We start from the raw sequence: 19,398 nt of genomic DNA on the forward strand, positions 1-19,398 counted from the left end.
TTTTGAAATTGGGGAAAAAGTCTTGACTGCAAACAACATTAATACTCAATACCTGGTTGAGCTTTAATACCTTGTTCTCGAAATGGATGCTTAACTAATGTCATTTCTGTCACCAAGTCTGCCCGTTCAATTAGCGCTGCCGGGGCGCCTCTGCCTGTTAAAATAATGTGGGTTTCTTCGGGTTTTTGGTCTAACCCGGAGATCACTTGCTCGACTTGCAAATAACCTAGTTTTAATGCTATATTTACTTCATCTAGAAGAACTAATTTAAATTCGGGATTGCAGATAAAAGTTAGGGATTTTTCCCAGGCTTTTTGAGCTGTTTCGATATCTCTGTCTCTGTCTTGCGTGTCCCAGGTAAAACCTTCTCCCATTGCATGAAATTCTAGCTGTTTTTCCCAGAGTTGAAAAACGGCTTTCTCTGCGGGTTCCCAAGCTCCTTTGATAAATTGTACTATGGCGACGCGGTAGCCGTGACCGAGCGATCGTACAACCATTCCCAAAGCGGCCGTGGTTTTGCCTTTACCGTTACCAGTATTGACAATTATTAAACCTTTTTCTTTTGAGGAATTAGCGATGCGCTCAGATTGGACTTCTTGGCGGCGCTGCATTTTCTGTTTGTGTTGTTCCGCTGTTAGGGAATTTGTTTCTTGAGTTTCCATGGGATTTTTTTCAACGCAGATGAACGCAAATTTAACGCAGATAAGTTTAATTGTAGGGTGCGTCAGGTGGAGTTATATAGCCCTCGTTCAAAATTTAGGATTCTGACGCACCTTACTTTACTAATAGTGCAGTTCGGTAACTCCGGTGAATAATTGCTGTGAGTTCAGATATTATGTCCAAAGTGTTTGCAAGTTTAGCACGAAACCGGGCAAAATATCTTCTCCTGATAGTTCTGTGGGACATTCCAAAACTTCTTTCTCTTGCCCTTGGCGATAGATTTCGACTCGGCGCGTTTTGCGGTTAATTAACCAACCTAATTTGACTTGGTTATTCATGTATTCTTGCATTTTGTCTTGGGTGTCTTTGAGACTGTCGGTTGGCGACATTAACTCTAAGACAAAATCTGGGGCAATCGGAGGAAATTTTTGTTTTTGTTCTGGAGTGAGTGCGTCCCATCTTGATTGTTTAATCCAAGAGATATCGGGAGAACGATTTGCACCGCTGGGCAATTTGAAGCAAGTTGAAGAATCGAAACAAATTCCCAGTTTGGTTTGTCGATTCCAAATTCCAAAATCAGTAGCTATTTCAAAATTGTAATTTCCGGTTTCTCCTCCTGTGGGTGATATAACGATTATTTCTCCTTGGGCGTTGCGTTCAAATTTGACATCGGGGTTTTCGCGGCACAGTTGATAAAATTGGTCGTCGGTTATTTTGGCGATCGCATTAAAGTTGATGGTAACTGCTAGCATGGTGTTATGTGTTGATTAATATGGTGGCAGCAGCCTGCGAAATCCGTGAACTAATATTATCATCAAAAAACACAAGTTTCGCGGGAAAATAGCGCTGGTTAGCAGCGGCATTGCGCGCTGACTTTTACCAGTTTCGCATACTTGCGCTAATCTATCTCCCAGTGCTTCCATCCACTGAATTGTTCTCGGCCATTCTAGCAAATTATTGACCCAGTTTGAAGGAATACCGCTTTTGCCAACTCTTGCACCGATAATGCCTCCTAAAATTGCAGCGCTGGTGTCGGTATCGCCGCCGCAGCGAATAATTTCTAATATGCCCTCTCGATAGTTGTTTTGGTGTCTAAGCCAAGTCTGAATTGCGATCGGAACTGTACTGTAAATGTAACCGCTAATGCCCCGCTCAAAGCCAAGTTTAGCGGCGAAATCTGCTGTGGTTTCCTGTTGTTCTGCACTGAGTGCAGCTTGGTTGATGAGTGCTAAAAAATCGCTCGATTCAGTTGGCAGTAATTCTGTTAGTATGCGATAATAATATTGCGGTAAAATGTCGGTATTTTCGCTGGCTAGGTAAGCGGCGATCGCTACTGCCAATGCTGCGTATTCTGCTTTGCGATCGGTGTGGGTAATTCGCGTAGAAATCCTGACTAATTCTCGCATTTTTTGGAAGTCGCCGCCGCAGCAAACACCGATAATTGCACTTCTCATAGCAGGGCCGTTACCCGCAGAAAAAACACCGCTGGAATTAGCAGAAAATCCCAGCCACAATTTTAAAATAGCTCTTAATGTGGCGAAACCGATGCCCGCTGGCAAGCCTAAAAACCAGAAGCGAAATCTCAGTGCAAGCTGTTGCGAAAATACCTGCAAATTTCCACCCGAAACAATTAAAGATTGCGCTACCATACAAGTATGTTCGGTGTCGTCGGAAACCAGGCCGCACCCCATAAATAAATGGTGTCCGCTGATTTCTGGATACATGAGACTTTGCCTGCGTTTTGACAATCCTTCCACAGGAAGTCCGATCGCATCGCCGATTGCTGTACCGATTATACAGCCAATTACTGCTGCTTTTTTGGACATAATTTATACTTGGGTATTCTAGATTTTATGAAAAGCTTTTTCGACAAAACACTTGCAGACATACCAATAATAAAAGGCAATGTTGATTTCGCTAAACAATTTAGGCACTCCTTCTAGTAAACTGGCTATTATCTGGTTTTGTAACTTGAGCGTATCAACGCCGATCGCAAAAAACAACAACCCCAACCCAGCTAACAATATTTGGTAGGGAGTCAACTGTAGTTCTCGCCTAAAAAACCATCCGTAGGAGGACAAAACAACGGCGTACAGCAAACAGACTCCTAGCTTGGGAATTCCCACTGCTACCATATATATATGAATTCGGTAAATTTCATTTAGTAAAAATCCACCTGTCAACAAAGCCGAGAAGAGAATAAATCGATTTTCTGAAGGGCGCGGTTGAATAGTTTTAGCCAATCCATAGCTAAAGGTACAAACAATGACTGGTACAGAACATAATAGTTGAAAGGTGCGAGTTAACAAGGCGACATTGGGATTGGGAGAGAAAAAAGGGTTAAAGAATAAATCACTGACTTGTAAACCTGACATTTGAGTCAAGATAACCAAGATTGCCACCAGCAAGACAGATAAACCATTGAGTTTAAAAACCGAACGAGAAACAGTCATAAGCGAGGGACAAGAAAAGGAAAGTTTACCGCAGACGAATAAAAAAAATCCTTCTCCACTATAGCTGCTACTTTGCTAAACTAAGAAGAGTATTGTCAAACTGGGGGACAGTCATGCTGTCAGTACAAGAAGCAGAATCGATCGTTCTAAATTTGGCGCAACCCCTCGACAGTCAGCGGGATGTAGAAACTGTAGACTTGCTGGCAGCATCGGGGCGCATTTTGGCTGCACCCGTCACTGGTTCCCTCGATTTTCCTTATTGGGACAATTCGGCAATGGATGGGTACGCGGTGCGGTTTGCTGATGTGGAAAACTGTAGTGCCGAAAAACCAGCGGTACTCGAAGTAGTCGAAGAAATTCCAGCGGGATATCAGCCTCGAAATACGGTGCAATCGGGGCAAGCGGCGCGAATTTTTACGGGCGCTGTGATGCCAGCGGGTGCTGATACGGTGGTAATGCAGGAAGAAACCAGGCGAGAGGGCGATCGTATTTTTATCTTAGTTTCTCCTGAAAAGCCGCAAGCATTTGTCAGGCACAAAGGCGCTTTTTATCAAGCAGGAACAACTTTGCTAAGTCCCGGTACAGTTATCAACGCCCCTGAAATGGCGGTGTTAGCAACTGCACAGTGCATTCAAGTTCCGGTTTATCGGCGGCTGCGGGTGGCAATTTTTTCGACAGGTGACGAATTGGTATCGCCAGACCAACCTTTGGCACCGGGTCAACTGGTAGACTCGAATCAGTATGCTTTGACAGTTTTGTTGGCGCAAATGGGATTTGAAGTGATAAGATTGGGTATAATTCCTGACAATGAAGATGCGCTAAAAAAGGCGATCGCCAAAGCTGTATCGACAGCAGATGTGGTGCTTTCTACAGGCGGTGTCTCGGTAGGAGATTACGATTATATTGAGAAAATATTGGCGGATTTGGAAGGTAATATTCACATTAGTTCTGTGGCGATTAAACCGGGAAAACCTTTAACTGTTGCTCAGTTTAAACGAGATGAAAAAAAATCGGATTCGCCGATTGCGAGTTCGGATTGTCTGTATTTTGGTTTGCCTGGAAATCCTGTTTCAGCGTTAGTCTGCTGTTGGAGGTTTGTCGTACCTGCTTTGAGAAAGATTTCTGGACTTGGGCTGGATGCTTGGGGGCCGGAGTTTGTCAAAGCTAGGTGTCATGTTGAATTGCGATCGCACGGCCGGCGCGAAACTTATGTTTGGGGTAAACTGCATTTAGTTGCGGGAGTCTGGGAATTTGAACCTGCTAGCGGCAGCCAAAATTCAGCGAATTTAATTAACCTCGCCAATACAAGTGGTTTAGCAGTTTTGCCCGCAGCAGAAACTTGGATTTGGCCCGGCGAATTTGTTGAAGTTTTAAAAGTTAGTCAGTAGTCCGTTGCTACATCCGTTAAACCCCGTACATTGCCCGTTGCCGAACTTCTTTCGTATTATGAGAATTTTAATTGTTGAAGACGATCCGATGATGCAACTGGGATTAGAGCAAGTTTTAGCCGATTCCCCAGAAATAGAAATAGTAGGACAAGCAGAAGACGGCTATTTAGGCGTAGCAGCCGCACTGAAACTCAAACCTGATATTATTGTGATGGATATCGGTTTGCCGCGGCTCGACGGCATAGCAGCGACGCAGCAAATTAAAGCACAACTGCCGGAAGTTCGAGTGGTAATGTTAACTTCTCACACGGCAGAAACTGAAATTATTGCTGCTCTTTCTAGCGGTGCTGATGCTTATTGTATTAAAGGTGCTTCCGTAGACAGGCTGTTAGCGGCTATTGCAGCGGCAGCAGAGGGGGCTACATACCTCGACCCTCAAATTGCCCGCACTGTGATCGAGCACCTCAAACCCCCGATACCTGCCTCTACAACTACTTTTGGTCAGTTGTCGCAGCGGGAATTGGAGGTGTTAAGATTAATGGTGGAAGGTAATAGCAATCCCGAAATTGCAGCGGCCCTTTACTTGAGTCCAAATACTATTAAAACTCACGTTCGAGGTATTATGAATAAGTTGGCAGTGGATGACCGCGTGCAAGCAGCAGTTGTAGCGCTGAGAACTGGATTGGTGTAAAGAAGTCATTAGTCAGTAGTCATTAGTCAGTAGTTATTAGTTATTTGTTGTTTGCTACCAATGCTTTTCTGCGAAGATGCTTTTGTGCCCAATTCCCAATTCCCAATTCTTAATTCCCAATTCCTAATTCCCAAAAATTTTATGTCTGAGTGGATAGAAATCGGTAAAATTGTAGCAGCTCAAGGTTTGGACGGGGAAGTGCGAGTCTATCCCGATTCGGATTTCCCGGAAAGGTTTATCGAACCGGGGAAGCGGTGGATTTTGCGCCCTAATAAAAGTGAACCGGAACCGATCGAGTTTTTGGGCGGTCGCTACATTCCGGGTAAAGGGCTGTATGCTGTAGAGGTAGAGGGTGTGGAAGACCGCGACGGTGCTGAGGCGCTGCGGGGCTGCAAGTTGTTTGTTGAAAAGACCGATCGACCTTACCTCGAATCTGATGAGTTTTACGTCCAAGATTTGATCGGGATGGAAGTTATTAACCAGTTAACCGGAGAAATCTTAGGCAAGGTAAGTGATATTATTCCCGCAGGTAACGACCTTTTAGAAGTAGAAACGAATCTCACGCTGCCGGAAATTGTTGTCGCAGAACTAGAAAAGCCTAAACAGCCTGAAACTCCTAAAGCCAACGCTGACCCCAGAAATACCCGCAAACCACGGAAAATTCGTGTTAAAGAGCCTAAATCCACAAAAATATTGATTCCTTTTGTGGAAGAGATTGTGCCAGTTGTTGACTTAGAACAAGGCAGAATTGAAATTGTGCCTCCTCCTGGTTTATTGGAATAATATCAGATCCGGTCGCTCGACCGGACATGATATTAGTTATTAAAAAATCCCCCTGCTTCGGCGAGGCGGTTCCTAATTCCCGATATTAATCATTTCCTTTATTTGTGTACCGCACTATCAAGTAACTGATGGAAAGCGCGAAAATTGCAATCGCCAAACCAATCAAGTCGGCTGCGGTTTTCTTTTCCAGGTCAAGAATGATGATTTTTCTAGATACTGCTATCAAAGAAGTTACAATAACTAGCTCTACTTGAATTACGTGCTTTTTCAGATAAGCTGTAATATTTTCCAATATTTCCAGAGCAATTAAAACATTTAAAAATAACCCAAATATGACAAACAACGTGTCTTTTAACACATTCTGGTGGTCGTTTAGCAATTCTTTGGCTAAAAAAATCAGCAAATCGCAAACACTGACGATAATTACCAAAATCATCGCCAGCGATAAAATTTTCGATATTATTACTTCTACACTTTCTGTAAAATGCAGAAAGTGTTCATCACTGCCTAACTTAGAAATTTGCCTAAATATTTTTTTTAGCATACCAGTGATTTAGTCATCATTCATTGCTGATTCTGTCATTGTTCGGTACACTTTGCAAGCGCAAGCAAAACTCTGCGATTTCTTGGTTTCACTGCGCCACCCAGGCTCTGGGGAAGCTGGCTCTGGAGGCTCTCCCTGCCGGTTATATTTTACAGTTTTTCATGTCAGCCAGTAATCGATCGCACGCGATCGAACTCGTAATTAATAATTTTTGCCATTAAAAAGCCTCAAACTATTGCCTAGCAATACTTTGAGGACTTTAAGAGGCGGTGCGATCGCAGAATTAACTATTCTCAACAAAGAATAATGGTTGACTCCCTGCTCGCTCCGGCCGAACACACAAGAGAGCTAAAAATTTAGCTCGGGTGGTTTAGTAGCGACGAGAATTGCCACCGCGATCGTTGTTGCCCCAGTTACCGCTGTTAGAAGAACCGCGTTCTTCGCGGGGTTTGGCCTTATTGACCTTGAGGTCGCGACCCATCCACTCAGCACCGTCAAGAGCCTCAATGGCTGCGGTTTCTTCTGCTTCAGTAGACATTTCTACAAAAGCGAAGCCCCGCATCCGACCTGTTTCCCGGTCAGCAGGCAACTGAATGCGCTTTACTGTTCCGTACTCTCCAAAAGTTTGGCTGAGGTGCTCCTGCGTTACTTCGTAGGATAAATTGCCGACATAGATTGACATTGAACATTCTCCAGAATCAGAGGGTGTAGAGATTTAAATCCGGAGGAACGCCGATAGAACGAACTGTACTGCCGAAAATAAAGCCTTGTAAAATTATCATAGCACCTATACGTGCAAACTGCAATTTTATGATTAATCGATCGATTAAAAAGAAGGTAGAAAGCTTAAGGCATTCGTCAGAAGGCTGAATGCTGAAGGAAAAACCCCGCATCAAGAAGCAAAAACTCAGAATAAATTAATTTAATTTTCCTTGTTCCCGGGCTCAACTGAGATCGTTCGAGAGAAGTTTTGACGACCGTAGAGCACCCTGCGATTGCGCCTCAGCAACTGCCCAGAAACCCAGGGCTGTTTCATTTTCTTGTAGGGGCAAACTCCCCGCGGTTGCCCCGATCGCTGAAATGCCCAATTTCTCGTGTCTGGGCCGGGGCGGGCAATTTTGGCACCGCCCTACAAAATTCTGGTTTTTCTGAGAATGAAACAGCCCTGCCCAGAAACGCGGTTTCTTGCCAAAGAACCTACGATTTTAGGTGAATCTGTGGCAAGAAACCAAGATGATGACATTGGTGCCGCTATGTGAGTTGTAACATCCCAAAATTGGACGGGAGCTCAAGAAGTGACGGCGACGGTGGATTTTGCCCAATTAAATTCCCCAACTTCGGAGGCCACTTCCGAGGCCGCTTCCGAGGTAACTTCCGTCCCAGTTTCTGCCCCAACCAGCACCAACTGCACCGCACAAGCTTTTAACTCCGGCTGTTTGGAATCTGGACAGCTTGCAGAATGAGTCATGGCATTGGCTTCAGCACCTTCGGCCCACAGAGAACCCCAGTGCATCGGTACAAATAGCGTACCCGGGGCGATCGCCTTGGTTACTTTTGCCGGAAACTTTGCCTTGCCGCGGCGCGATCGAACTTCCAGCAAATCCCCTTCTTTAATCTTTAATTTGGCAGCATCACGGGGGTGAATTTCCAAAAACGGATCGGGGTGTAATTGATTGATTTTTTCAGTTCTGCCCGTCCGCGTCATCGTGTGCCAGTGTCCGTAAAGCCTGCCCGTCGTCAGCACAAATGGATAATCCGGGTCAGGGGGTTCGGCCAGTCCGCGGGAATGATAGGCGGCAAATCTTGCCAGCCCGTCGGGAGTGTGGAAACGCCGGTCAGTGTAAAGCCGTTTGGCGGAGGTTGCTGGATGAGGCGGCTCATTTTCCGGGCAAGGCCACTGTTGAGGGCCTTCTTGGCGCAAGTATTCGTGGCTCAGGCCGGTCATGTCGCAAGGCTGGCCCTGCGTCAACTGCACGTACTCTTTGAATACCTCAGCAACGTTCTCGAAAGCAAAGTGTTCGGCAAAACCCAACCGCCGTCCCACCTCGGCGAAAATGCTCCAGTCGTCGCGGGCTTCTCCTGAAGGAGTGTCGAAACCGGCACAAAGGGTTATGCGGCGTTCTGAATTAGTCATCACTCCGGTTTTTTCACTCCACTGCGTTGCCGGCAAGAGGATGTGAGCGTAAGCAGAGGTTTCCGTCGGATTGTAAGCTTCTTGATAAACGGTAAAGGGCGATCGCAACAAAGCCGCTTTTGTCCGTTCCAAATCCGGCATACTCACCGCTGGATTGGTTGCTGCAATCCACAGCATCTCTACCTCGCCTGTTTCCAAACCGGTAATCATATCCCAAGCCGTGCGGCCCGGATTCGGCGAAATACTTCCAGGCGCCACACCCCAAAACTGCTCTACTTGGTTTCTGTGTTCGGCATTTTTCACCGATCGATATCCCGGTAACAAGTGAGAAAGTCCCCCCGCTTCCCGCCCTCCCATCGCGTTTGGCTGGCCTGTGAGGGAAAACGGGCCGCATCCCGGTTTGCCGATTTGACCGGTCATCAAGTGCAAATTAATTAGCGATCGCACCTTTGCCGTGCCTTCCGACGACTGATTGATGCCCATCGACCATAGCGACAAAACCCGCTGCGACTGCTCCCAGTAGTTTGCCGCCGTTTCTAACTCACCGACAGAAATGCCGCAGCGCGAGGCTACAAAATCCGGCGTGTAGGTGCTAATAACTTCAGCAAAAGCTGTAAAATTAGCCGTGCATTCCTGAATAAAATCTGCATCTATTACTTGTCGGCGCAACAGCAAATAAGCAATTCCATTAAGCAAATCTATATCTGTTCCCGGTTTAATTGCTAAGTGCAAATCTGCTGCCTCGGCAGTTGGAGTCCGCCTCGGATCTACCACAATCATCTTGACATTTGCATTCTTTTTGTGGTACTTTGCCAATCGGTTGAAAATAATTGGATGGCATTCTGCGGTGTTGCTACCAATAATAAAAGCGCAATCTGTTAATTCTAAATCGTCGTAACAGCAAGGTGGGCCGTCAGCACCAAAACTTTGAACGTATCCCGAAACTGCTGAAGACATACACAATCGAGAATTGGCATCAAAATTATTAGTTCCCAGACAACCCTTAACCAGTTTCTGGGCAACATAATAGTCTTCTGTGACGCATTGACCCGAACCATAAACGCATATAGCATCGGGGCCGCTAGTGCTGCGAATTGTTTGGATGCGGTGGGCAATTGCGTCTAGTGCTTCGTCCCAGCTAGCGCGGCGGAACGGTTGGTCTAGAGAGTCTCGCATCATCGGATAAAGCAGCCGATCTGTGCGAATTGACTCTGCTACAGTTGCTCCCTTCACACAAACCATGCCCTGACTCGATGGGTGGTTGCGATCGCCCCGGACTTTCCAACCTTGGTTTTTGTCGGGAACAACTTCTAGACCACAACCTACACCGCAATAAGGACAAAGAGTTTTTATAGTTTCCATCTGGTGATTTTAGATGCTAATTTTTGAAAGCTAATGGGTAATTGGTAATTCGTTATTATAGTAGGAACTGATTGCTCCTGCAAATAACGTTTTAATAATTACTAAATTATGGCAATAATGCTTCACATAAACGGACAATACCCTGATTTTAAATTAACCCCTCTCTTACTCAAACTCCCTAGCTATCTGGATTGTAACCAGTGCCTTGCTGCTCCTAAATCTTCCTATAACAGAGGGTATCAAAACCTAACTCTTGTCACCCCCAAGGATGGGGGGCTAGGAGGAATTTTTGCAGAGTTCAAATAGCGCGCAGCTACTACTTTTGACCTAGTTGTTGATAGCAATGTGAGATTTAGTGCGGGAGTATTATGTCGCCTACTTCCCTGATTTAACTTCAAATACGCCACCGTTGGTGGGGCTAAAAGTTACTTGGAACTCAGCAGTTTTTTCAGCGCCTGCACCTGCATCGGCAGGAGTTTGCAAAACCGGCAGAGGAGTTTCTTTGACGAAATCTTTAGCTGCTTTATTTGTGGGATCGAACTGTAGGATATCGCCGTTTTGTTTTACTTTGACCCGATAAGTCAAACTTTCGGTAAATGTCGGAGTTGTTCTCCAATTTTGGTCGATTTGTGCATACAACTGCTGTCCGATCGCATCGAGTTCGGCTTTGTCAGAAATCTCTGAGACGGCACTGGTTGCTGCATTGGGCGAGGCAGCCGTCGCGGCAGCAGCGATTGGCGCAGGGCTGGCAGTAGCGATGGGTGCAGGACTTGCAGCAGCGATTGGCGCAGGGCTAGCAGCAGCGATGGGTGCAGGGCTGGCAGCAGCGATTGGTGCAGGACTTGCAGCAGCGATGGGTGCAGGGCTGGCAGCAGCGATTGGTGCAGGGCTGGCAGCAGCGATTGGTGCAGGGCTAGCATTCGGCGCGATCGAACTTGTTGCGATTTGCGGGCTGGGGGGAGAACTCACAACCGCCGCCGCAGTCGCCGCCGGAGGTGCAGTTTCTGTTAGTTTCGCTTGCTTTAGCTGGTTGGAAACACTAGACATATTGACGGCTGCTAAAGTAACCATTGCTACGAACCACGAGGCTGCCAGGATGCCGCGTTTGATCGGCGAAGCTTCTACGGGCTCGGCAGCATGAGGCTTAAAGGACACAGGTGGCATCATCGGCCTGTCAGCAATCGCACGCTGTTTGCTAGCAGGTAATGGCATCGGTAGCGCGACGGCTTCTGTCTCCGAGTCCGTTGCTTCATCCTCTTCGTGGTGCGCGTAGCGAGAGAACAGGAATTCCAAAGCAAAGTTCCGCAGTTCGTAATATCTCGGATCTTCCATCACCCGGGTGCGGTTGCGGGGACGGCTGAACGGAACGTGCATATCTTCGCCGATCGAAGCTGCCGGCCCGTTGGTCATCATCACGATGCGATCGGCTAAAAACAAAGCTTCATCAATATCGTGAGTGATCATGACGATCGTAATTTTGTACTCGCGCCAAATTTTCAGCAATTCTTCCTGCAACTCTTCCCTGGTAATCGGGTCTAGAGCTCCGAAAGGTTCGTCCAAAATCAACAGTTTGGGGCGAGTTGCCAGAGCTCGGGCGATCGCCACCCGCTGTTTCATCCCCCCGGACAACTGGCCCGGTCTTTTGTCGCAAGCTTCGGTCAGCCCCACTAATTCCAAGTGTTCCTTGACGATCGTATTGTGTTCCTCTGCGGACTTCTCTGCGTAAACAGTTTCAACCCCGAGGTGGATATTTTCAGTAGCAGTCAGCCACGGTAGCAGCGAGTAGTTTTGAAACACCACCATGCGATCGGGACCCGGTTCAGTAATCCGCGAACCTTCGAGAGCAACTTCTCCGCTTGTCGGCCCGTTGAATCCCGCGATCATGTTGAGTAAAGTTGATTTGCCGCAGCCCGAGTGACCGATCAAACAAATAAATTCGCCTTCCTTAATCGTCAGGTTTACACCTTCGAGAATGACGAAAGGCTGGTCAGGATTTTTAATATTGTCGTAGACTTTCGATACGTTTTTTATAGTCAGAAAGTCTGGCTTGTTCGTTTGAATCTTGGTTGTTTGGGGGGTTTTGAGAGTTTGCATATTCTCAGGATTGGGATTTAGGTTTGGGGGATTAGACATGAGAATTTAGGATTGAGAATTGGGAAGCGAAGGAATTAGAAAGTGGGAAATGTGGAGTCTTGTTTCCTGATTCCTTGCTCCTCATTCCCTCTTCCTATTTGCTGGTTATGCTGCTGGCAGTTTGATGGAACACTGACTGCCTATTTGTTCAATTAAGATTTCTTCAATGCGGACGTCGCGCTTGATTTTGACATTGTGAAGATAGTCGATCGGGTCGTCTAGATTAAAGACAGTGCCGTCAAATAGGTCGATCGTCCGGCGAGCTCTGGCGATATCCGGCAAACCCAACTCGCGCACTGCTTGACCGAAGACATCGGGCCGCAAAACTCGATCGACCACTTCCACCCAGTTTTTCGGGAACGGAATCAGTCCCCACCGGGCCATTTGCGCCATCACCCACACCATTTCCAGGCGGTCTGGACAATTGGTTTGGTCAACGTAGAACTGGTTGAAATTGTAGAGCATTTCGGGTTCTGCCTCCGTACCGGAGTTGTACGGGTCGAGGAACCCCGGACGGATGTCTTTGGGATCTGCGCCGATGTATTGTTCTTGGCAAATCAATTCTAGGACTTCTTCGCGGTTGCGGCGATCGTCGCAGTAGTCGCAGGCTTCCAAAAGCGCTTTGACGAGGGCGACGTGGGTTTGAGGATATTTCTGAGCCCAATCTTCGGTAACGCCGAGAACTTTTTCGATGTGTCCGGGCAGAATATCGAGGGAACGGGCCATCACAAAACCCGTACCGCCGTTGACAGCGTGGGAATTCCAGGGATCGCCCGAACAGTAACCGTCAATGTTGCCTGCTTTTAAATTCGCTACCATCTGCGGGGGCGGAATGACGGTCAAGGCCACGTCAAGGTCGGGGTCGATGTCGCCGGCGGCCAGCCAGTAGCGGAACAGCAGATTGTGCATGGAGGCGGAATGTACCATGCCCAAGGTGTGAACTGTATCGGGATTGCTGGCGATCTCCGCTTTGAAATCCTTTAATGTCCGAATGCCTTTGTCGTACAGGTGTTTCCCGAAGATAATCGAATTGCCGTTGCGGGACAGGGTTAAGGCGCTGTTGACGGGGACGGGGGCTTGACCGTCGAGGCCCAACAGCATGGCGATCGGCATTCCTGCGACCATTTGCGCCGCGTCCAGCCGTCCTTCGGCGACTCCTTGGGCGATCGCTTTCCAGCTAGGTTCGCGGCTGAGGGTGACTTCTTCTAAGCCGTGGGCTTGGAAGAATCCTTTTTCTTTGGCTACGACTAAGGGCGCGCAGTCGGTGAGGGGAATAAAGCCGATTTCGAGGTTGACTTTTTCCAGGCCGTTGCGGGCGATCGCAGGCGGTTGTTGTTTGGCCCGGCGCTGTTTGACCCGCTTTTGCTGGTTGAGGAAGTAAACCATTTCGTTGCGCAGCGCGTAGTAACTCGGATGGTTGACAACTTCCATGCGCTTGCGGGGGCGGGGAATGTTCACTTCGAGTATTTGTCCGATTTGCGCTTCCGGGCCGTTGGTGAGCATTACAATGCGATCGGACAGCAATAAAGCTTCGTCAACGTCGTGAGTTACCATCACGCTGGTGACTTTGCTTTCCTCGCAAATTTTCATCAACTGTTCTTGCAAACCGCCGCGAGTTAAAGCGTCGAGGGCGCCGAAGGGTTCGTCTAGCAGCAGCAATTTCGGGCGGATCGCCAGGGCGCGGGCGATCGCAACTCTTTGTTTCATCCCCCCAGAAATTTCGCTGGGGCGTTTGTTAGCCGCCTGTCCGAGTCCGACTAATTTAATGTGGTGTTCGATCACCAACTCGCGATCTTCTTTAGAGTTGCCGCTGTAAATTTCATCTACTGCTAGGGCAATATTTTCGCGCACCGTCAGCCAAGGTAGCAGCGAGTAATTTTGAAACACCACCATTCTGTCCGGGCCTGGATCGCGGACTTCGCGCCCTTCTAAAGTAATCCCGCCCTGAGTTGCGTTGTCGAGGCCGGCGATGATATTTAGCAGTGTAGATTTGCCGCAGCCCGAGTGTCCGATTAAGGTGATAAATTCTCCCTTTTTTATTTTAAGTTCGATATTTTTAAGAGCGATGTATTGCTCGCCATTGGGCAAGTTAAATACGCGGTCAACGTGATCTACTTCAACAAATACTGACATGGCAATTTTAGGTTAGTTTGTAATTTGTAGATGCTGATTATTAATTTGGGCATTGGGCATTGGGCATTGGGCATTGGGCATTGGGCATTGGGCATTGGGCATTGGGCATTGGGCATTGGGCATATATAATTATTCCCGCTTCCTAATAACTAATCACCAATCACTAATCAACCATGCCCCATGCCCCATTCCCCATGCCCCATTCCCCATGCCCAAATTCTATTTTTGTTCTTCGGGAACAACTTTGGAAGCGATGAAACCAACTATTCTGTCTAAAATCAAACCGACGATTCCTACATAAAGCACTGCCAGAATCACGGCGCTGAGTCGAGAACTGTTGTAAGCGTCCCAGATGAAGAAGCCGATGCCGACGCCGCCGACTAACATTTCCGCAGCTACGATCGCCAGCCAAGACAAACCGATGCCAATTCTCAAGCCTGTGAAGATGTAAGGAACTGAAGAGGGTAGCAGGATTTTCCAGAAGTATTTTTGGTTGGGAAGGCGCAATACGCGGGCGACGTTTCTGTAGTCTTGGGGTATTTGTTGAACGCCTACTGTGGTGTTAATTAGAATCGGCCAAATTGCTGTAATTAAGATCACGAAAAGTGCTGAAACTTCGTTAGCTTTCACCCCCATGCCTTCAAAGGGATTGAACTGTTGAAATACCGCCAGGGCGATCGGCAGCCAAGCCAGGGGCGGGATAGTTCTGAATACTTGAAACAGCGGATCTAACGCATCGAACATTAGGGAGTTTGTGCCGATCAATATTCCTAAACTAATGCCTAGAACTGCTGCTAGAGTAAACCCGATCGCCACCCGCTGCAAGCTAGCAAAAATTTGCCAGAACAAGCCTTTGTCTGTACCGCCGTTGTCGAAGAACGGATTGATAATCAGATTCCAGCTTTCTTGGACAACTTTGATTGGTCCCGGCAAGCTGGACTCTGGACTGTGGCAGAGGATCTGCCAGATTATGAGCAGAACTGTAATTGCTACCAGCGGGCGGATGATTTTTCGGCGGTTTTTTTGAACCCGATCCAGAACTAAATTTACTGGATTTTTGCTTTTAGAAACAGCGAGGTTTGTTGCCATTTTTGTTTTTGCTGTATTGTGAATAATCGATTATTTGTAGATACTTTGAAGGGCTCACCGTTTCTGGGGTGGGTTGAGTTAAGAAACCCAACTCCACTCACTTTTAAAATTTGTCAACTGTTAACTGTCAACAGTCAACTGTTCACTAATTATGCTTTTTTGATTGCCAGACCATTCAGATATTCTTGTGGTTTTTCTGGGTCAAACTTCACGCCGTCAAAGAAGGTTTCAACACCGCGAGAAGTGGTAGTAGGAATTTGGGCGGCGGGAACGCCAAGTGCTGTCGCTGCTGCTTTCCAAATATCTTCGCGGTTAACTTTATCAACGGTTGCTTTGATGTCGGTAGTTGCCGGAATATAACCCCAGCGAATATTTTCAGTTAAGAACCAAGCATCGTGACTCTTGTAGGGATAAGAAGTATTATCAGCCCAGAATTTCATCGCCACTGGGCTGGCAGCTTCAATGCGGCCGGTACCGTAGTCAATTTGAGCTTTAGAGCGACTGATAATATCTGCTACTGGAACTTTTAACCACTTATCTTGAGAGATGATTTGGCACATCTCATCGTGATTTTCTGCCTTGTCGCACCACTGCTGGGCTTCCAGTACGGCCATCGTAAGTGCTTTTGCAGCTTTGGGGTTTTTGTCAACCCAATCTTTTCTTAAACCTAAAGCTTTTTCTGGGTGGTCTTTCCAAAGTTCTCCAGTTATTAAGGCGGTGTATCCTACCTTTTGAGTAACTAGCTGAGCATTCCAAGGTTCGCCTACGCAAAAGGCTTCCATGCTGCCAGATTTCATGTTCGCTACCATTTGGGGTGGCGGTATGGGAATCACGGAAACATCTGTATCTGGATTAATACCTCCGGCTGCTAGCCAGTAGCGCAGCCACAAGTCGTGGGTGCCGCCGGGAAAAGTCATCGCAACAGGAAGGTTTTGGTTGCCAAAAGCTGCTTTCAGGGGTGCGCTGTCTTTACCTACTTTTAAATCTAGGTATTTTTTGCTGAGGGAAATTGCCTGACCGTTAGTATTTAACCGCGCCACAATGTTCATCGGCACAGGCTGGTTGCCTTTGGTAATTGTGCCTAATGTCATTTGGTAAGGCATGGGGGATAAGATGTGAGCTCCGTCAATGCCGCCTTTGTCGGAACCGAGTTCTAAGTTGTCGCGAGTAACTGGCCAAGATGCTTGTTTGGTAACTTGTACGTCTTTCATGCCGTACTTGGCAAATAGCCCTTTTTCTTGGGCGATGATTAAGGGTGCTGAGTCGGTGAGGGCGATGAATCCGAGTTTGGCTGCGGTAACTTCTGGGGCGTCGGCGGGGTTGATGTTGACGGCTGGGGCGGCGCTGGGTGTTGCGCCGCTGGGAGTTGCGCTAGATGTGGTGGAACCGGAACTGCAACCGTGGGCTAGGAGGGTGCCGACTGCTGTTGCTCCGGCGGTGATGATGAATTTTCTTCTGGAAAGGTTGCTCATTTGTCTTGAATTGTTGTTGTACTTTGAAATGGTGGGAATGTGAGATTTGATATCAATTCCGGTTGCACCGGAATGATTGTTGACTGTTGACTGTTAACTGTTGACTGTGAAATGACATGATTTTGTTTGTCCCGATCCATCTCACATTGTGAGATTAGGCGTCGATCGACACTTTGCCGATCGCCCGCGCGCTGCAAGTTAAAATGAACCCTGGTTCTAAGCCGGCGGCCGCGTCGGGGTGGCTGTCGTAGGCGGCAATATTACCTTCTAGGAGTTTCTGCTTGCAAGTGCCACAAACTCCCTTTCGGCAATTGCTGTCAAGTTCGACCCCGGCCCGTTCGGCAACGTCGAGAATGTACTCATCTTCGCTGCAAGCAACTTCTTTGCCCGATCGAGCGAAAATGACAGTAGATGTCTGAGGTTTGGGTGCCTGGGCTGCCGCTTCGCCCTCCTCAACCGTCAATTGCAGTTGCCGGTGCAGCACAGCTACATCCCCTGCAATCTCTTTGGGAACGGCCCCAAACTGCTCGACCAACAGTTGATGCAGCACCGGTTTGAGGTCTTCGCAAGGGATGCCTTTTTGGACGCAAGTACCCAAATGAGCATCTTTGCCGACAGTCCCTCCCATATAAATGTCCACACCTTCGAGCGTTTTCCCGTTCTTGCGCACTTTTGTTCCCATCAAACCGATGTCTGCTACTTGGGGTTGACCGCAGGAATTGGGGCAACCCGTCCAGTGAATTCTGATCGGTTTGGGAACTGAAAGTTCGACTTCGAGTTCCTCAATCATTGCCACGGCGCGGCTTTTGGTTTCGATGAGGGCGAAGTTGCAAAACTTCGAGCCGGTGCAGGAAACCAAGGCTCGCATCAGGGGTGCGGGGTCGATCGAGAAACGCTGCAACAGCGGTTCTTTGAGTAGCGATTCAATCCGCGATTCGGGAACGTTGGGAACAATGACGTTTTCTTCGACAGTGAGCCTGAGCTCGCCGCTGCCGTAAACCTCGGCGATTCTGGCCAAATCGAACAAATCCGATGCTTGCAGCCGTCCGACGGGAACGTGCAGCCCTACATAGTTGAGCCCAGATTGTTTTTGGGGGTAGATGCCGATGTGGTCGCGTTTGTCCCAGGTGATTTCATCTTTGAGGGCGGCGGCGGGCAAAGTGCGACCTAATTCTTGTTCCACTGCGGCTCGGAATTGTTCGATTCCGAGTTCGTCAATCAGCCACATCAGCCGCGATTTTTGGCGGTTTGCTCTCGGGCCTCGATCGCGAAACACAGTTAAAATTGCTTTGCACAAATCTACAACGTCGCTGGGACTTGCCCAGGCGTTGAGGGGAATTGCTGCCTCGCAGCGTTTGGCGGAGAAGAAACCGCCGACTAAAACGTTAAAGCCGATGTTGCCGTCAGAGTAAGCGGGTACGAAGGCGATGTCGTTGATTTCTGCGTGGACTGAGTTGTCGCGGCAGCCTGCGATCGCAATATTAAACTTTCTCGGCAAATTTGAAAACGCGGGGTTGCCTTCGCCGCTGTTGGTAATCATGTCTTGGACTTGGTTCGCCAGTTCCCGCGTATCTATCAGTTCGTCGGCGTCCAGGCCCGCGACTGGGGAACCCGTGATGTTGCGCACGTTGTCCATGCCAGACTGGACGCTGGTCATGCCCGCTTCTTTGAGGCGGCGGAAGATGTCGGGTACGTCTTCGATGCGAATTCCGCGCAATTGCAGGTTTTGTCTGGTGGTGATGTCGGCGCTGCCGTCGTCGCCGTAGCGTTGGACGATTTCTGCTAGCGTTCTGGTTTGATTGCTAGTAATGATGCCGTTGGGCAAGCGCAGCCGCATCATGAATTTGCCCGGAGTTACTGGCCGAAAGAAGATGCCGAGCCATTTGAGGCGGTGCTCGCGATCTGTTTCGTCCATTGCTTCCCAGCCAATCTCGGCGAAGTGGTCGAGTTCGCCTTTTAATGCTAAGCCATCTTTTTCGGCCTTGAGTTTTTCAAACTTGTTCAGGCTCGCTTGGGCTTTGGGTTCTACTGTTTGGGTCATCGGTTTACCCTCGCTGCTGGCTTGTTGGGGAGAAGTATTGACTTGGAGCATAAAGTGTGTTTCCTGCTAACCTTAGTGAGTGTATGGATTTAAAACTGTATATTTAGTTACTAGATAGAATTTCTTTTAAGCATGGTTGGTCTTCTGTAAACTTGAGCTTGACTGGGCGCTGGCTCGAACGTCGCCAAACTATTTATGGTTATAGTTGCTACCGATGGTTCGGTCGATCGCTGCGTTTCCATGCACCTTAGTTATGAGCTAATGTAAAGCCCACCACAGTAAATATTCGTAGCTATTTTTACAAAATGTTGAGATTTATGAACATTTCGCATAGGGGCGATGCGTTTTATACATGGGTAATGGGTAAACACACCGACAGAGCCGGAAAACCTCTGTAAATCTTTAGATTTGGGAGGGGAGAAGGGGAAATAGACAAATATATAGCCTTTCTCAGAAAGATGAGGTACTGTCGGGCATAGGGCATAGGGCATAGGGCATAGGGCATAGGGCATAGG

The 19,398-nt window shown here is 47.9% G+C and carries 14 protein-coding genes and 2 pseudogenes; 3 read left to right on the plus strand and 13 right to left on the minus strand.

Translation table 11 applies throughout. From position 1 onward, the window contains the following. Positions 1-38: 38 nt before the first annotated feature. The 4 genes from cobO to QUA02_RS05295 form a co-directional block, all read right to left on the minus strand. Positions 39-662, minus strand: coding sequence for a cob(I)yrinic acid a,c-diamide adenosyltransferase (gene cobO, locus QUA02_RS05280; RefSeq protein WP_333025848.1), 624 nt, complete (start codon positions 660-662; stop codon positions 39-41). Positions 663-833: 171 nt separating this feature from the next. After that, on the minus strand, positions 834-1,412 hold the full coding sequence (locus QUA02_RS05285; protein ID WP_333025849.1) for a Uma2 family endonuclease: 579 nt from the start codon (positions 1,410-1,412) through the stop codon (positions 834-836). Between the two features lie 15 nt (positions 1,413-1,427). Continuing rightward, positions 1,428-2,486: an ADP-ribosylglycohydrolase family protein gene (locus tag QUA02_RS05290; RefSeq protein ID WP_333025851.1), complete on the minus strand. Its 1,059-nt coding sequence runs from the start codon at positions 2,484-2,486 to the stop codon at positions 1,428-1,430. 18 nt (positions 2,487-2,504) lie between these two features. Beyond that, a complete protein-coding gene (locus tag QUA02_RS05295; protein ID WP_333025852.1) occupies positions 2,505-3,113 on the minus strand; it encodes a DUF8692 domain-containing protein in 609 nt (202 codons plus the stop codon). 113 nt (positions 3,114-3,226) lie between these two features. Here QUA02_RS05295 and QUA02_RS05300 point away from each other — a divergent pair, with 113 nt between their 5' ends. From QUA02_RS05300 to rimM, 3 genes are all read left to right on the plus strand, one after another. Then, on the plus strand, positions 3,227-4,501 hold the full coding sequence (locus QUA02_RS05300; RefSeq protein WP_333025853.1) for a molybdopterin molybdotransferase MoeA: 1,275 nt from the start codon (positions 3,227-3,229) through the stop codon (positions 4,499-4,501). A gap of 58 nt (positions 4,502-4,559) precedes the next feature. Next, entirely contained in the window at positions 4,560-5,192 is a 633-nt protein-coding gene (locus QUA02_RS05305) for a response regulator (RefSeq protein ID WP_332995821.1), read from the plus strand. A gap of 141 nt (positions 5,193-5,333) precedes the next feature. After that, positions 5,334-5,975 carry a ribosome maturation factor RimM gene (gene rimM / locus QUA02_RS05310; protein WP_333025854.1) on the plus strand — a complete coding sequence of 214 codons (642 nt, stop codon included), beginning with the start codon at positions 5,334-5,336 and terminating at the stop codon, positions 5,973-5,975. A gap of 85 nt (positions 5,976-6,060) precedes the next feature. Here rimM and QUA02_RS05315 read toward each other — a convergent pair whose 3' ends face one another. The 9 genes and pseudogenes from QUA02_RS05315 to QUA02_RS05355 form a co-directional block, all read right to left on the minus strand. Beyond that, complete coding sequence (locus tag QUA02_RS05315) at positions 6,061-6,519, minus strand: phosphate-starvation-inducible PsiE family protein (protein WP_333025856.1); 459 nt, start codon at positions 6,517-6,519, stop codon at positions 6,061-6,063. 370 nt (positions 6,520-6,889) lie between these two features. Continuing rightward, a complete protein-coding gene (rbp, locus tag QUA02_RS05320) occupies positions 6,890-7,201 on the minus strand; it encodes an RNA-binding regulator (protein WP_172190665.1) in 312 nt (103 codons plus the stop codon). Positions 7,202-7,807: 606 nt separating this feature from the next. Continuing rightward, positions 7,808-10,015 carry a molybdopterin oxidoreductase family protein gene (locus tag QUA02_RS05325; RefSeq protein ID WP_333025857.1) on the minus strand — a complete coding sequence of 736 codons (2,208 nt, stop codon included), beginning with the start codon at positions 10,013-10,015 and terminating at the stop codon, positions 7,808-7,810. Positions 10,016-11,269: 1,254 nt separating this feature from the next. After that, positions 11,270-12,109, minus strand: a pseudogene (locus QUA02_RS33560) (nitrate ABC transporter ATP-binding protein); the annotation flags it as partial. Between the two features lie 144 nt (positions 12,110-12,253). Continuing rightward, positions 12,254-14,281 (minus strand): ABC transporter ATP-binding/substrate-binding protein, encoded by a 2,028-nt coding sequence (locus tag QUA02_RS05335; protein WP_333025861.1) that lies wholly within the window; start codon positions 14,279-14,281, stop codon positions 12,254-12,256. A gap of 219 nt (positions 14,282-14,500) precedes the next feature. Further along, complete coding sequence (ntrB, locus tag QUA02_RS05340) at positions 14,501-15,370, minus strand: nitrate ABC transporter permease (RefSeq protein WP_333025863.1); 870 nt, start codon at positions 15,368-15,370, stop codon at positions 14,501-14,503. Positions 15,371-15,519: 149 nt separating this feature from the next. Continuing rightward, positions 15,520-16,842, minus strand: coding sequence for a CmpA/NrtA family ABC transporter substrate-binding protein (locus QUA02_RS05345; RefSeq protein ID WP_333025864.1), 1,323 nt, complete (start codon positions 16,840-16,842; stop codon positions 15,520-15,522). A 154-nt stretch (positions 16,843-16,996) separates the two neighbouring features. Further along, a complete protein-coding gene (locus tag QUA02_RS05350; protein ID WP_333025869.1) occupies positions 16,997-17,326 on the minus strand; it encodes a 2Fe-2S iron-sulfur cluster-binding protein in 330 nt (109 codons plus the stop codon). An 18-nt stretch (positions 17,327-17,344) separates the two neighbouring features. Continuing rightward, a pseudogene (locus QUA02_RS05355) lies at positions 17,345-18,883 on the minus strand (ferredoxin--nitrite reductase); the annotation flags it as partial. Positions 18,884-19,398 lie beyond the last annotated feature (515 nt).

Origin of the sequence: Microcoleus pseudofavosus SVA1_A4, from assembly GCF_036700565.1 — a bacterium.
In the GTDB taxonomy this organism is placed as follows: domain Bacteria; phylum Cyanobacteriota; class Cyanobacteriia; order Cyanobacteriales; family Microcoleaceae; genus Microcoleus.

Bases quoted from the DNA above. Each gene is read 5' to 3' on its own strand.
- cobO (WP_333025848.1), bottom strand. From the start codon at position 662: ATGGAAACTCAAGAAACAAATTCCCTAACAGCGGAACAACACAAACAG.
- QUA02_RS05285 (WP_333025849.1), bottom strand. From the start codon at position 1,412: ATGCTAGCAGTTACCATCAACTTTAATGCGATCGCCAAAATAACCGAC.
- QUA02_RS05290 (WP_333025851.1), bottom strand. From the start codon at position 2,486: ATGTCCAAAAAAGCAGCAGTAATTGGCTGTATAATCGGTACAGCAATC.
- QUA02_RS05295 (WP_333025852.1), bottom strand. From the start codon at position 3,113: ATGACTGTTTCTCGTTCGGTTTTTAAACTCAATGGTTTATCTGTCTTG.
- QUA02_RS05300 (WP_333025853.1), top strand. From the start codon at position 3,227: ATGCTGTCAGTACAAGAAGCAGAATCGATCGTTCTAAATTTGGCGCAA.
- QUA02_RS05305 (WP_332995821.1), top strand. From the start codon at position 4,560: ATGAGAATTTTAATTGTTGAAGACGATCCGATGATGCAACTGGGATTA.
- rimM (WP_333025854.1), top strand. From the start codon at position 5,334: ATGTCTGAGTGGATAGAAATCGGTAAAATTGTAGCAGCTCAAGGTTTG.
- QUA02_RS05315 (WP_333025856.1), bottom strand. From the start codon at position 6,519: ATGCTAAAAAAAATATTTAGGCAAATTTCTAAGTTAGGCAGTGATGAA.
- rbp (WP_172190665.1), bottom strand. From the start codon at position 7,201: ATGTCAATCTATGTCGGCAATTTATCCTACGAAGTAACGCAGGAGCAC.
- QUA02_RS05325 (WP_333025857.1), bottom strand. From the start codon at position 10,015: ATGGAAACTATAAAAACTCTTTGTCCTTATTGCGGTGTAGGTTGTGGT.
- QUA02_RS05335 (WP_333025861.1), bottom strand. From the start codon at position 14,281: ATGTCAGTATTTGTTGAAGTAGATCACGTTGACCGCGTATTTAACTTG.
- ntrB (WP_333025863.1), bottom strand. From the start codon at position 15,370: ATGGCAACAAACCTCGCTGTTTCTAAAAGCAAAAATCCAGTAAATTTA.
- QUA02_RS05345 (WP_333025864.1), bottom strand. From the start codon at position 16,842: ATGAGCAACCTTTCCAGAAGAAAATTCATCATCACCGCCGGAGCAACA.